13 protein-coding genes are annotated in these 13,248 nt (G+C 69.0%); 2 read left to right on the forward strand and 11 right to left on the reverse strand.

All coding sequences use genetic code 11. The features are described from left to right. Positions 1-21: 21 nt before the first annotated feature. The 11 genes from H563_RS0111210 to H563_RS0111260 form a co-directional block, all read right to left on the reverse strand. Entirely contained in the window at positions 22-729 is a 708-nt protein-coding gene (locus tag H563_RS0111210) for a hypothetical protein (RefSeq protein ID WP_155865185.1), read from the reverse strand. 5 nt (positions 730-734) lie between these two features. After that, complete coding sequence (locus H563_RS0111215; protein ID WP_022882700.1) at positions 735-1,628, reverse strand: hypothetical protein; 894 nt, start codon at positions 1,626-1,628, stop codon at positions 735-737. Continuing rightward, on the reverse strand, positions 1,625-2,674 hold the full coding sequence (pilM, locus tag H563_RS0111220; protein WP_022882701.1) for a type IV pilus assembly protein PilM: 1,050 nt from the start codon (positions 2,672-2,674) through the stop codon (positions 1,625-1,627). Before pilM ends, H563_RS0111215 begins: the two co-directional genes overlap by 4 nt. Before the next feature lie 18 nt (positions 2,675-2,692). Continuing rightward, positions 2,693-3,523 carry a prepilin peptidase gene (locus H563_RS0111225; RefSeq protein WP_022882702.1) on the reverse strand — a complete coding sequence of 277 codons (831 nt, stop codon included), beginning with the start codon at positions 3,521-3,523 and terminating at the stop codon, positions 2,693-2,695. Further along, the gene (locus H563_RS0111230) at positions 3,520-5,520 is read right to left on the reverse strand and encodes an autotransporter outer membrane beta-barrel domain-containing protein (RefSeq protein ID WP_155865187.1); all 2,001 of its coding nucleotides are present in this window, start codon (positions 5,518-5,520) and stop codon (positions 3,520-3,522) included. The genes H563_RS0111225 and H563_RS0111230 overlap by 4 nt, the downstream gene beginning before the upstream one ends. Next, on the reverse strand, positions 5,517-6,227 hold the full coding sequence (locus tag H563_RS0111235) for a PulJ/GspJ family protein (protein ID WP_022882704.1): 711 nt from the start codon (positions 6,225-6,227) through the stop codon (positions 5,517-5,519). Before H563_RS0111235 ends, H563_RS0111230 begins: the two co-directional genes overlap by 4 nt. Before the next feature lie 2 nt (positions 6,228-6,229). After that, positions 6,230-6,649 (reverse strand): type IV pilus modification PilV family protein, encoded by a 420-nt coding sequence (locus H563_RS0111240; RefSeq protein WP_022882705.1) that lies wholly within the window; start codon positions 6,647-6,649, stop codon positions 6,230-6,232. Between the two features lie 85 nt (positions 6,650-6,734). Next, positions 6,735-7,235, reverse strand: a complete 501-nt coding sequence (locus H563_RS18410; RefSeq protein WP_051142729.1) for a type II secretion system protein — start codon at positions 7,233-7,235, stop codon at positions 6,735-6,737. Between the two features lie 175 nt (positions 7,236-7,410). Beyond that, complete coding sequence (locus H563_RS0111250) at positions 7,411-8,649, reverse strand: type II secretion system F family protein (protein ID WP_022882707.1); 1,239 nt, start codon at positions 8,647-8,649, stop codon at positions 7,411-7,413. Further along, positions 8,646-10,256: a PilT/PilU family type 4a pilus ATPase gene (locus H563_RS0111255; RefSeq protein ID WP_022882708.1), complete on the reverse strand. Its 1,611-nt coding sequence runs from the start codon at positions 10,254-10,256 to the stop codon at positions 8,646-8,648. Before H563_RS0111255 ends, H563_RS0111250 begins: the two co-directional genes overlap by 4 nt. A 19-nt stretch (positions 10,257-10,275) precedes the next feature. Continuing rightward, positions 10,276-11,949 carry a GspE/PulE family protein gene (locus H563_RS0111260; protein WP_022882709.1) on the reverse strand — a complete coding sequence of 558 codons (1,674 nt, stop codon included), beginning with the start codon at positions 11,947-11,949 and terminating at the stop codon, positions 10,276-10,278. Between the two features lie 301 nt (positions 11,950-12,250). Here H563_RS0111260 and H563_RS0111265 point away from each other — a divergent pair, with 301 nt between their 5' ends. Continuing rightward, positions 12,251-12,607 (forward strand): hypothetical protein, encoded by a 357-nt coding sequence (locus H563_RS0111265; RefSeq protein ID WP_022882710.1) that lies wholly within the window; start codon positions 12,251-12,253, stop codon positions 12,605-12,607. A 355-nt stretch (positions 12,608-12,962) separates the two neighbouring features. Next, the coding region (locus H563_RS0111275) for a transposase (RefSeq protein WP_022882712.1) at positions 12,963-13,248 on the forward strand (286 nt) is incomplete at its 3' end.

A 13,248-nucleotide genomic window follows, 5' to 3' on the forward strand; every position in this document is an offset into this window, starting at 1 on the left:
TCAGGCTACCGGCCGCCGCGGCTACGACCCGTTGCCGACGAGCACGTAGATGTAGCCGGCGACGGTGGCGCTGCCGGAGGACGAGGTGCCGGAGGACGAGCCATCCGTCGCGGCCGCGGCCGCTTTCTGCACATCGAGCTTGTCGACCAGGAAGAGCCGCGGGCCGTCTTGCTGCACGGCCTGGGTGAAGTCCATCAAGCTCGCGTAGTCGCCGGAGGCGGCGAGCGTGACCGGCAGCAGCAGGAAGTTGGACGTCGTGATCGACGGGTCGGTGGTCAGCGGCGGGGCGACGGCGGCGGCGGTCGCGTTAGCGGTGGGCGCCGGCGTGGCCGTGCTGCTCGCCGTGCCGGACGAGGCGGCGGTCGATCCGGCGGCGGACTGCGGCGCGTATGCCGTCGGCTCGCCGACCGTGATCGAGGTGAGCGTCGTGTGCGTCGACGAGGCCTGCGACGACAGCTGCCGCACGAAGTCGGTGACCTCGGGCTCTCCCGGCACGGAGGCCTGCAGCGTGGCGAGCTGCTGCTTGAGCTCGCCGATCGAGGCGTAGTCCTTCTTGAGCTTGGCGAGCTGCACCTGCGAGGCCTGCAGCTGCTGCTGCGCGGCGGTCTTCTGCTCGTCGGCGGTCGCCGCCTGGTCGAGCTGGGGTGAGATGCCGACGAGCCACGCCAGCACGGCGACGGCGACGGCCATGACGACTCCGCCGAGGATCCACAGTCGGTTCGAGTTCATGGCGGTCACTGCTTTCCGGCGAAGCGGCCCGAGAAGGCCTGGTCGGTGAGGGAGAGGGTGATGGTGGTGGTCCAGGACCCGGAGGCGGTGGCGGTCGAGGCATCGCCGGTGGCCTGGGTGCCGGCGGCGGCCCCTGCGCTGCCGCTCGTGATCGCTCCGGCTACCGCGTCGGCGTAGCCGGGCAGCTTCTGCATCGCGTCGAGCGCGTCGGCGATGGCGGTCTCGCTGCTTGCCGAGACGGTCAGGGTGACGGTCGCGGCGCGGCTCGGCGAGAGCGGGGCGGCGTCTTGGCTGACGGATGCCGTGGGCGAGGCGGTCTCGCCGCTGATCGCCGTCACCTGGACGCCCGAGGGCAGCACCCCGTCGATCTTCGCGAAGTACGCCTTCCAATCGATCTCGGTCGCGGCGCCCACGCGCTGGGCGCTCTGGGCGAGCGCGACCTGGCTCTGCACGGAGCGCACGGACGCATACCTCGCCTGCTGGGCGACGACGGATGCGTTCTCGGACTGCACCTCGGCGAGTTCGCTCTGCGCCCGCTGCGCCAGCACGTAGGTGCCGGCGGTGGCGCCCCCGGCGAGCAGGACGACGGCGACCAGCACCAGGAGCACGAGGTTGCGCGCCTGGCGGGCCTTGCCGACGGCGGCGACCTCGGGCGGCAGCAGGAAGGCGCGCGGGGTGCCGCCGATCACGAGATCGTCGGCGCGCGCGGCCCGGGTGAGGGTGAGGCGCGGGCCCTTGGCGGGCTTGGCGGGCTTGGGGGCGCGGGGCTTCCGCTCGGGGGCTTCCGGCGCGGCGGGGGCGACGGACTTGGTGCGGCGGCGTCGGGCAGGGGCATCCGTCTCGATCGGGTGCGCCTCGAGCAGCTCGGTCAGCGGGGTGGGCAGGTCGGAGGCGGTCATGCGGCGCTCCCCAGGGCGAGGCCCACGGCGACCGACAGGGTCGAGCGGGCGTCGGAGAGCTGCTGCGCGTCGACCGATTTGGCGACCGAGACGTTGGTCAGCGGGTCGCCGAAGGAGACGGGCAGGCGGGTGACGTCGGCGAGGCCCTTGAGGAAGCCGGGCAGTGCCGCTCCCCCGCCGGTCACGACGATGCTGCGCACCGGCGAGTCGGGGTGCACGTTGGTGAAGTAGTTCACCGTGTTGCGCAGGCTGGCGAGGATCTCGTTGCCGACGTCGTAGATCACCTGCACGGCGCGGTGCTCCTCCACCGTGGCGACCTGGGCGGCGAGGCCGAGGCGGCGCTTGACCCGCTCGGCCTCGTCGGCCGGGATCTCGAGGCGCTGCGCCAGGGCTGAGGTGAGGTCGGAGCTGCCGGAGGGGATGATGCGCACGAACTTCGGCACGCCGTCGACGGCGATCACGACGGTCGTCGCCGAGGCGCCGAGGTCGACGACGGCGACCGGTCCGGTGGGCTCGGTGCGGGAGACGAGCGCGCGCACCAGGGCGAAGGGGATCAGATCGACGTTCTCAGGCGCGAGACCGGCGGACTGGGCCGCCTTGACGTTGTCGAGCACCGCCTCCTTCACGGCGGCGATGAGCAGGCCGTGCACGACCGGGCCGCCCTCGCCCTCCCCTTCCGAGACCGGGTAGAAGTCGAGCAGCGCGTCGCCGACGGGCACGGGCAGCAGATCCTGCACCTGGTAAGGCAGGGTCTCGCGGATGCGCTTCAGCGGCGCCTTCGGCACCGTGAGGTCGCGGGCGAGCACGCGCTGGTTGCCGACCCCGAGCACGACCTTCTTGCTCTTGAAGCCGGCGCGGGCCCAGAGCTGCTTGAGCGCGGTGGCGACGGTGTGCGGTTCGCTGACCTCGCCGCGGGCGACGGCCCCTTCGGGCAGTTCGAGCTCGTGGTAGCGGTGCAGCACCGGGCGGCCCTTTCCGTTGTCGGTCAGCTCGACCGCGCGCAGCGCGTCGCTGCCGATGTCGACTCCGACGATCGTGTGTGACATGGTCTGTGCTCCTTCGGGTCAGGCGTTCAGACCGAACAGGGAGAGATAGGAGGAGGCGAGCTGGGCGCCGAACACGACGCCCACCCAGGCGCCGAGCAGCATCCAGGGGCCGAAGGGGATGCCGCTCTTGCGGCCCGCGCGGCGGGCGAGGAGCAGCACGACGGCGAACAGGCCGCCGAGCAGGAAGGCGCTGAACGCGCCGACCACGAGCTGGGCGAGGCCGAGGTGGCCGAGGTAGAGGCCGAGCACGCCGGCGAGCTTCACGTCGCCGAAGCCCATGCCGCGGGGCGAGGCGAGCGCGATGGCGACGTAGAGGACGAACAGGGCGGCGCCGCCGACGAGCAGGCTGATCAGGTGCGCTGAGTCGTGGGTGAGCACGGATGCCGCGGCCAGCAGCACCCCGCCGACCAGGTAGCTCGGCAGCACGATGCGGTTCGGCAGGGTGCGGGTGTCGAGGTCGATCAGCGCGAGAGCGATCGAGACCGCCGCGAGGTACAGGAACGCGAGGAGCTCGAGGATCGAGGCGGTGAGGTGCGAGGCATCCGTCGCCTGCCAGCGCGTGAGCGCGACCCAGGCGGCCACGCCCGCGAAAGCCAGCCCCGTGCCCAGCTCGACGAGCGGGTAGCGGGAGCTGATCGGCTCGGCGCAGGTGCGGCATTTGCCACGCAGCATGAGCCACGACAGTAGCGGGATGTTGTCGTAGGACCGGATCTGCTGTCCACAGCGGGGGCAGGCGCTCGGCGGGTTGACCACGCTGAGGCCGGCCGGCACGCGGTAGACGACGACGTTGAGGAAGGAGCCGATGAGGCTGCCGAAGATTCCGAGGGCGAGGGCGGGCATGGTGATCATCCCCTCGTGTCGAATCGGGACGTCTCAGTGGCCGTCACCGTGGTGATCGGGACACCGGGGCCGGTCGGGTAGGCGAGGGCGCCGGGCACGTCCATCTCGTAGTAGACGACCTCGGGCGAGTTGCCGGTGGTCGACTTGCCGACGTACACCTCGCCGTTGAACGGGCCCGCGTTGTTATCGACGTTCCACGAGCAGGGTGTGAAGAAGAAGCTGCGGACGTCGTCGGTGGTCGTGAAGTGGTTGGTCGCGGTGATGTCGGCGTAGCCGGCCGGGCGCGAGGCGTTGCAAACAGGGCTGTGGTAGCCGTTGCCGTACGCGTCGACGCCGTCCGGGTACTGCCAGGTGACGGTCTGCGTGCTCGAGGAGGGCAGCTTCCCGTCGGTCGGCACGATGGCATAGAACTGGTGCACACCGTTTGCGGAGTCGATGGTCGTGTTGCCGCCGAAGTCGAAACCGGACTGGCTCATCACGACCACATCGCCGTGCAGGTTCAGGTCGGAGAGCTTCAGCGGGCTGCTTCCGCAGTTCGTGAAGACCACGATGCTCTTGCCGGTCAGGGCGCTGATCGCCGCGGAGTTCGTCGAATCGGACGTGGAGCAGCTCGGCGCCGTCACGAGGTGCCAGCCGGCGTCGAGCCAGGGCTGGAGGGAGGCGGTGTCGCTTCCGATGGCCGGCAGGGACTCCTTCTGCGGCGCGACGACCGTCGTGTTCGTCGGGTAGTTGAGCGCCGTCGGGATCTGAGAGGCGTCGAAGCCGACGGTGCCGCCCGGGCAGGGCTTCAGTGTGACGTTCCCGCTCGCGCCGCAGGTGGAGGCCGGCTCGCCGATGCGGCTCAGCGACAGCGCCTGGTTCCCGGCGACGGCGACGTAGCCGCCGACGACGTGGCCGGTGCCCGTCGTGCTCGCCGTGGACACGAGGCCGCCGCCGGTCGAGCGGACGTTGCCGTATACCGCGGTGCTGTTGCTGTTTAGGGTCACGTCGCCGGAGGCCTGCACGTCGCCCGCGACGGAGTCGCCAGAGTCGACGGTGACGGTGCCGCCGAAGCTCGTGACCGAGCCGCAGCCGGTGGATGCGGCGGAGCAGTTGCCGACCGAGTGGCCGATCTCGATGTTGCCGTTGGTCACCAAGGACCCGTCGACGGCGGCGCCGGCGAGAGTGAGGTTCGGCTGGTTGTACAGCATGAGGTTCTGGCCGATCTCGACGTTCCCCGTCGAGGTGAAGGTGCCCGACCAGACGCTGCCCTTGACGTTGCACGGATGCTCGAGGTTCACGTTGCCCTGGGCGTAGATGCTGCCCTCGATCGGGTGAGCGGTGCCGCCCGTGGTGCAGGAGACGTCACCGTTGCTGTAGACGTCGGCACTCGTTCCCCCCGTCGGGTCGATCGTGGTCGCGCCGTTGGTCAGGGTGATGCTCGCGTCGCTGAAGACGGACTTGTCGATCGCGGCCGAGTTGTCGTAGCTCGTGTTGACGTCGAGCGCGACGACGGCGGTGACGGAGCGGGTGTCGCCGGAGGACTGGCCCGCGACGCCCTTCGCGATCGCGGTCCCGGTCGAGTCGACGACGGCCTTCACAGGCGGGTCGCCGACCGCGTCGAACTGAAGGAAACCGCCGACGCAGGACGCGAGCTCGGCGCCGGCCGCGTCGTAGTAGTGCACGGTGGCGGAGTAGCTCGTCTTGTAGTTGACGGTGTCGGATTCCGCGACCGAGGCGTCGTAGCTGTGGGAAGCGCTGCACGGCAGGCGATTGGCGAGCGGAGCGCCCGTGTCGCCGATCGTGGCGAGGATGTCGTTGATGCCGGAATCCGCTGCGGCCCGCGACTGGGTCGACGCGCGTGTGGAGGTCGAGAATCCCACCGCGTGCACGGCGGCGCCGGCAAGCGTGAGGCTGACGATCACGACGACCGAGAAGATCACGATGACGCTGGGCAGCGCGAAGCCGTCGCTGTCGGCGAGGCGCCGCATGATGAGCGGGCTGCGGGGATTCCGGGTGCGGGTCATGGTGTGGGGGTGGGGGTCGCGGTCGGCAGGGGGTAGCACTGGTCGGGGCCGGTTCCGGTGGCGGTGATCTTGCGGGGCATGATCACGTTGGGAACGAGCACGAGTGCGGTGGATCCGTTCGTGATCTTGAAGTTCAGGTCCAGCTCGCCGTCGTGCGAGTTGAAGACGAGCGTGGAGCCGTCGGCGGGCTCGATGTTCTCGCCCAGGAGAGTCCAGCTGACGCCCGACTGCGAGACGTTCGGCTCGAGGTGGTGGGACCCCGACCAGGTGAAGCCGGCGGGGTCGTCGATCATGGAGTCGGAGCTCGCCTCGACGATGGTCTTGGTGGTCGGCGAGTAGTACCAGGCCATGCACTTCCAGGTGATGTCGCCGCCGCTCGTGCCCATCGCGACGCGCGCGCGAAGCAGCTCGCCGTTCGCGTCGACGGTCGAGAGGATGCCGTCGTCCGAGACCGCGACGGAGTCCGTCGGCTCGGGACCTGGGGCGGCGTTGCGCACGCCCTCCTCGACGCTCTTCGAGATCAGCTGACCCGTCGTCGTCGCATCGGAGAAGTCGGTCGTGACGTGTTGAGTGCGGAACATGCTGATCAGGATTCCGGCGGCGAGGGAGAGGACGAGCACGCCGAGCATGGTCGCGATGATCATCTCGACCAGAGTGAAGCCGCTGTCGTCTCCGGGGCGGAGACGGTCGCGGGAACTGCACTCCATGCTCAGTCCTCGCTTGTCAATTGGATGCGGGCGGTGGCTTCGGCCAGGTGCTGGGTGGCGCCCTGCCGGCCGACCCAGACGCTGTAGGTGACGACGGCCGGGTAGAGGCTGGGGCAGTCTTGGGTGAAGACCCGGTGGATCGTGAGCACGGTTCCGCGGGGATCGGTGACCTGCAGGCCGTTGAGGTCAGCGGCCCAGGTCTTGAGTGCATTGCAGGTGTTGGGGATGTCGATCTGCGCCTGGTCGAGCTCGCGGTCGACGATCTGCGACGCGGTCGAGGTGTCGACGTTGTTCGACGCGGTGCGCATCGACAGGGTGAGCACCGGAAGGATCGCGACGGCCAGAACGGCGAGCAGCATCATGGCGACGAGGACGTCGATGAGGCCGATGCCCCGTTCGTCGTCCTGCGAGGATGCGGTCACGATCGCCTATTCCTGGTCTTGATGTCCGGTTGCGGGGCAGGGCGGCCGCCCTGCCCCGCAACGATCGAAACTCGTACTACTCAGTTCAGGGCGCCGTGGGGCACGTGGCGCCGCCCGTCGGCGCGGTCGTTCCCACACCGGTCGAGTCGGATGCGTAGAAGACTTTGCCGGTCGTGGACTTACCGGTGATGCAGAAGTTGCTGCCAGAGGTGGCGTATGCCAGGAACGACGTGTTCGAGCTGAGAGTGGCTCCCGCGTCCTTGAAGGTGTCGGTGGGCGCCGTAGTGACGCTAGCGGGGTATGCGGTGGGAGCCACGGCGACAGAAGCGACAGTCTGCCCAGTGGGAAGATCGCCTGCGTTCGTCTCGAGGCTGACGAGCGCAGTCTTGAGATTCGTCACATCGGTCTGGACGGCCGAATCCTTCGCGTTCTTCTGAACGCCGAGGTACACGGGGATCGCGATCGCGGCGAGGATGCCGATGATGATCACGACGACGAGGAGCTCGATCAGGGTGAAGCCCTTCTCGCTCTCCTGGAGCAGCCCATTGCGGCGAGCGTTGAGCTTGCCCATGAGACGGAAATACATGGCGTAGTCCTTTGGTCGGTAGGAGCTGTGGATGCCGACGGAGCAGAAGTAAACCTCCGTCTGAAGTTGAGACTATGTACTGCCGATTGATCGGGTAATCCCAACAACGGGGGTGATTTTCGGCCCCGAATCCCCAGATCAGGGCACATTTCTACCCCAACTGTGGGGGTACCGATCAACTCGCGTTCTGTACCGCGTCAGTGATCTGGAAGATCGGCAGGTAGAGGCAGACGATCATGCCGCCGACGACGACGCCGAGGAAGGCGATCAGCAGCGGCTCGATGAGGCTCGTCAGGGAGTCGGTCATCGCCTCGACCTCGGAGTCGTAGAAGTCGGCGATCTTGTTGAGCATGACCTCCATCGAGCCGGCGTCTTCGCCGACGGCGACCATCTGGGTCACCATCATCGGGAAGACCGGCTCCTGAGCGAGCGGCTCGGCGACCGACTTGCCCTGGCGCACCGCCTTGGCGACGCGCTCGAGGGCGGTCTCGATCGCCCAGTTGCCGCTCGTCTCGCCGACGATGCGCAGGCCGCTCAGGATCGGCACGCCGGCGCCCATCATGTTGGCGAAGTTGCGGGCGAAGCGGGCGATGGCGATCTTGGTGAACAGCATTCCGAAGACCGGCAGCTTCAGCATCCGTGGCTCGATCGCCGCGCGCACGCGCGGCTCGTTCTTGTTGCGCCGCCACCAGACGCTGCCGGCGATGACGGCCACGATCAGCGTGGGCAGGGCCCACGGCATCTGGTGCGACATGACAACGAGGATCTGGGTCGGCAGCGGCAGGGCGCTGCCGAGGCTCGCGAACATCTTCGCGAAGATCGGCACGATGAAGGTCAGCATGATGACGACCGCGATTAGCGAGATCGCGAGCACGACCATCGGATAGGTCATCGCCGACTTGATGCTCGCCTTGAGCTTCGCTTCCTTCTCGAAGCCGTCGGCGACCGTGTTGAGCGCGCCGTCGAGGAAGCCGCCGGTCTCGCCCGCGCGGACCATGTTGATCATGATCGGCGGGAAGATCTTGGGATGCCGCACGAGGCTGTCGGAGAGCGAGGAGCCGGTTTCGACATCCTTCGCGATCTTCTCCAGCGCCTCGCGCAGCGTCTCGTTCTCGCTCTGCTCGGAGAGGATCGTGAGGGTGCGCAGCAGCGAGACGCCGGCGCCGGTCATGGTCGCCATCTGACGGGCCATGACGGCCAGGTCTTTGAGCTTGACGCCCTTCTTGAGGAAGCTCAGGTTGATCTCGCGGTTCAGCCCCGAGCCGGTCTCGGCGACCGAGATCGGGGTGAGGCCCATCTTCATCAGCCGCGCGTGCGCCGCGCCCTCGTTGGGCGCCTCGAGGCGGCCCTTGGCGACCTTGCCGTCGGCGCCGCGGCCTTTGTAGACGAACGTCGACGAAGGAACTGTCGTCATTGCGCGACCCTCGGGCTGAACGCGTCGCCGAAGTCGGGGCCGGCGGACTGCAGGGCACGGCTCGCGGCATCCGTCGGCGTCTCGACGCGATGGATGAGGCGGTCGAAGCCGGCGCGGTCGTGCACCTTCTCGAGCGCAGCCGTACGGGTGATCGTGCCCGCGTTGACGAGCTCGGCGAGGTGCTGATCCATGGTGTGCATGCCCAGGTCGCGCCCCGCCTGCATGGCCGAGGTGATCTGGTAGGTCTTGCCCTCGCGGATCAGGTTGCCGACCGCGGGAGTCGTGATGAGCACCTCGGTCGCCACGACGCGGCCCTCGCCGCTCGCCTTCTTGACCAGGGTCTGGCAGACGACGCCCTGCAGGGTGGAGGCGAGCTGCACGCGCACCTGGTCCTGCTGGTGAGGCGGGAAGACGTCGATGACGCGGTCGATCGTCTGCGGGGCGTCCTGCGTGTGCAGGGTGGCGAAGACGAGGTGGCCGGTCTCGGCGGCGGTCAGCGCCACTGAGATGGTCTCGAGGTCGCGCAGCTCGCCGACCAGGATCACGTCCGGGTCCTGACGCAGCACGTGCTTGAGCGCGTTGGCGAAGCTGTGGGTGTCGTGGCCGACCTCGCGCTGGTTGATGATCGACTTCTTGTGGTTGTGCAGGAACTCGATCGGGTCTTCGACCGTGACGATGTGGTCCGTGCGGGTCTCGTTGACCAGGTCGATCAGGGCGGCCAGCGTCGTCGACTTACCCGAGCCGGTGGGGCCCGTGACGAGCACCAGGCCGCGCGGCAGGGTCGCGAAGCGGCCGATCGACTCGGGGATGCCGAGCGACTTCAGCGTCTTGATCTCGGTCGGGATGAGCCGGAACGCCGCGCCGATCGCGTCGCGCTGCTGGTAGAAGTTCACGCGGAAGCGCGCGTTGGCGCTGACCGTGTAGGCGAAGTCGAGCTCGAGCTCCTCCTCGAAGCGGCGCTTCTGCTCCTCCGTCAGGAGGGAGTAGAGCGCGCGCTGGACCCGGTCGCGATCCCACACCGTGGTGCCGGGGGCGGCGCGCAGGCCGCCGTCGACGCGCAGCATGGGCGCGGCGTTGGCCGTGATGTGCAGGTCGGAGGCGCGGCTCGCGACGACTTCTTGCAGGGCGGCGATCAGCGCCGGGTCGGCGTCGGTGCGGGTCGGGGCGACGGATGCCGCGGGCCGGGGCGGCTCGGAAACGGCGGGTTGCGGGGCGGGGGCTGGGGTCTGCACGGCGGGCGTGGGAGCGGGCGGTGTCGCGACGGCCGGCTGCACGGCGGGCGGCAGCACCGTGTCGGGGGTCGGCCACGCGGCCGCGGCGGGAGCCGGCTGCGCCGGCGCGGGCTGCTCGTCGTAGGCGTGCTGCTCGCGCAGGGCGCGGCGGCTCGTCGGCGGAGCCGTGGGCGCGGTGACGGGGGCCGGCGCCGCCTGCTGGGGCGGAACGACCGGCGCGAGCCGCTCGGGCGCGAGCCGCTCAGGCGCGGCGACCGGCTCGGGCGCGAGCCGCTCGGGCGCGATGGGGCGCGGCGGCGTCAGCGGCCTGGGCGACCAGCCGAACGCGCTGTCGAAGTCCGGCTCTTCCGGGATCTCGTAAACGGGCCTGTCCATTGTGTTCCCTCCCCCAGCCCTACGCGACCACGCGCAGGACCTCCTCGACGGACGTCCATCCGGCGAGGCACTTGGCCCAGCCGTCCTCGCGAAGCGTGAGCATTCCCTGCGCCCGCGCGGTGCGGGCGATCTCGGCGCTCGACGCGCGCTCGACGGTGAGCCGTTCGATCTCCTCCGACACCGACATGACCTCGTGCAACGCCATGCGGCCGCGGTAACCCGTGTTGGAGCAGGCACGGCAGCCGACCGGCGCGAAGAGCTGCGCGTCGGCGTCGAGCGCTGCGACGGGGAATCCGATGCTCGTCAAAAGCGCCAGGTCGGGGTTCTCGACCGGCGCCTTGCACCGCTCGCACAGGCGACGCGCGAGTCGCTGGGCGACCACGCAGTCGAGCGCGGAGCCGACGAGGAACGGCTCGATGTCCATCTCGGTGAGACGCGTGACGGCACTCGGCGCGTCGTTGGTGTGCAGCGTCGACAGCACGAGGTGGCCCGTGAGCGCCGCCTCGATCGCGATCTGCGCGGTCTCGTGGTCGCGGATCTCGCCGAGCAGCACGACGTCGGGGTCGGAGCGCAGGATCGAGCGCAGGGCGCTGGCGAAGGTCAGGCCGGCCTTCGGATTCACCTGGACCTGATTGATGCCCGGCATCCGATACTCGACCGGGTCTTCGACGGTGATGACGTTGATCTCGGGTTTCGAGACCGTGTTGAGCGTCGTGTACAGCGTCGTCGACTTGCCGGAACCGGTCGGTCCGGTGACGAGGATCATGCCGTACGGCTTGGTGTACGAGCGGCGGTAGACCTCGAAGTTGTGCGGCAGCAGGCTGAGGTTCTCGAGCGACATCGTCGTGCTCGTGTTGTCGAGGATGCGCATGACGACCTTCTCGCCCCACACCGTGGGCAGGGTCGCGACCCGCAAGTCGATCTGGCGGCCGCCGTGGCTGACCGACATGCGGCCGTCCTGCGGCTTGCGACGCTCGGCGATGTCGATGTCGCTCATGATCTTGAGGCGGCTGATCACGCCGTTCTGGATCGCCTTCGGCGCCGGCTGCATCTCGTGCAGCACGCCGTCGATGCGGTAGCGCACGCGCACCTCGTGCTCGGCCGGCTCGATGTGGATGTCGGAGGCGTGATCCTGGATCGCCTGGCTGACCAGCAGGTTGACGAAGCGCACGATCGGCGCGTCGTCGTCGGTCGAGTCGGTGTCGAAGGCGGAGTGCTCCTCTTCCTGCGCCTTCTCCTCTTCGAGCGTGGCGGTCAGGTCGGAGAGCTCGCCGTCGGCGCGCACGTAGCGGCTGATGGCGGCGTCGAGATCGGATGCCTCGGCCACCGCGATCTCGACGCGTCGGCCCGTCGCGGCGCGCACGTCGTCGGCGGCCAGCAGGTCGTCGGGGTCGTCGGTGGCGATGATGAGCTGGTCGCCGTCGAAGGCGATCGGCAGCACGCGGTTGCGGCGCAGCACGGCCGGGTTGACGAGGGCGACCGCCTGGCGGTCGACCGGGTACTCGGCGAGCTCGACGAAGCGCGCGCCGGCGCGGGCTGCGCGGGCGCGGGCGATCTGGACACTGGAGAGGACGCCGTCCTCCACCAGGCCTTGGATCGCGACGGCCTCGTCGGCTGGTGCGGCCGAGATGAGGTCGAGATGCTCTATGGGCAAGGCGCCGTGGAGGATCAGGATCTCCGTGAGGGACGCCATGGACGTACCTCCTTGCAGGTGCGCCCCAGCTGGTCGGGACAGCTAGGAGATGGGTGGTCGTGAGGGGCTACGACGCTAGGCCACGGTATACGCGCCGGGGCGCCGGCGACCATATCCCCGTGTTGGGGTCATCGTCATAATGGACGCGTCAGATGACGTGCAGCGCGCCTGCCAGTCAGGTTCAGCCTCGAACGGGCGGGTGCGCGGTCGAGGATCAGCGACGAGACTGGAAGCTATGACGAGGGCATGTGCCGCGCGCTCTACCGTTCGGCTCAGGACGGCGCGGACGATCTGGTCCGGCGTGGCGTTCGGTGCCGCCGTCGGTACCGCGAGCCTCCTTTGGGCTGCGTTCGCGACCGGTTCCGTCGGATACCTCCCGGTGTTCATGCTCGGGTTCTGGATCGTCGGTGGCTTCGTGGGTGCGGTGTCCGCACTTCTCGGGCTCGTTGCGTGGAATGTCCTCTCGGGCGCATCGCGCTGGCCGGTGGCGGCCGCGACCGCCGCGGCTGGAACCATGCTGTGGTTCCTCTGGCTGCTCCTCGACTATGAAGGCTGGGCGAAGGTCGTCTGGCCTGGAACGTTGATCGCGGCCGTGCTCATGTTGGGGTTCGGCGTCACGCTCGTCAGAAGCGCGAAGCTGACCCGAGCCCCGCAGTAGCTGCGCCTACTGGCCTGCGATGTGCAGTAGCCCAAGCGGCCGCGCGTAACGCAAGCGGGGCTTGGTCTTTGGATCGGCCGCGTTCTTGCGTGGGTGTGCGTAGGCGCCGCGGTTTGTACACATCTTCGATGTTCGGGGCGTCGAATGTCGGTGGTGGCTTTTAGAGTGTGTGGCATGAGTTCGATGCGGGACGCGTTGGCGGGACTACCGCAGCTGGTGGCCGAGCAGGTCGCCGCCTGCGGTGAGCTCTGCGCCCTGTCCGGTTGATTCGCCCTGGGTTTGGTTCCTAGTGGTTTCCGGGGCTGGCGAGTGATTCGCCCTGGGTTTGGTTCCGCTTCCTTTGGGAGGATGAATCATGCCCCGTCAGTTCGCGCCGGAGTTCCGGCAGCGTGCGCTCAGGATGCTGGAAGAGGCGATCCCTGAGCACGAGACCGAGTACTCGGCGATCCGTCATGTCGCCACCAAGCTCGGCATCGGTCCGGAGACGCTGCGCAAGTGGCGCCGCCGGTCCGAGATCGACTCCGGCCAGCGCGCCGGGGTGACCACGGCGGAAAGCGCCGAGTTGAAGCGGCTCAAACGCGAGAACGCCGAACTGCGCCGCGCCAACGAGATCCTGAAGACCGCGTCGGCGTTTTTCGCTG

Origin of the sequence: Gryllotalpicola ginsengisoli DSM 22003, from assembly GCF_000419445.1 — a bacterium.
Taxonomy (GTDB): Bacteria; Actinomycetota; Actinomycetes; order Actinomycetales; family Microbacteriaceae; genus Gryllotalpicola; species Gryllotalpicola ginsengisoli.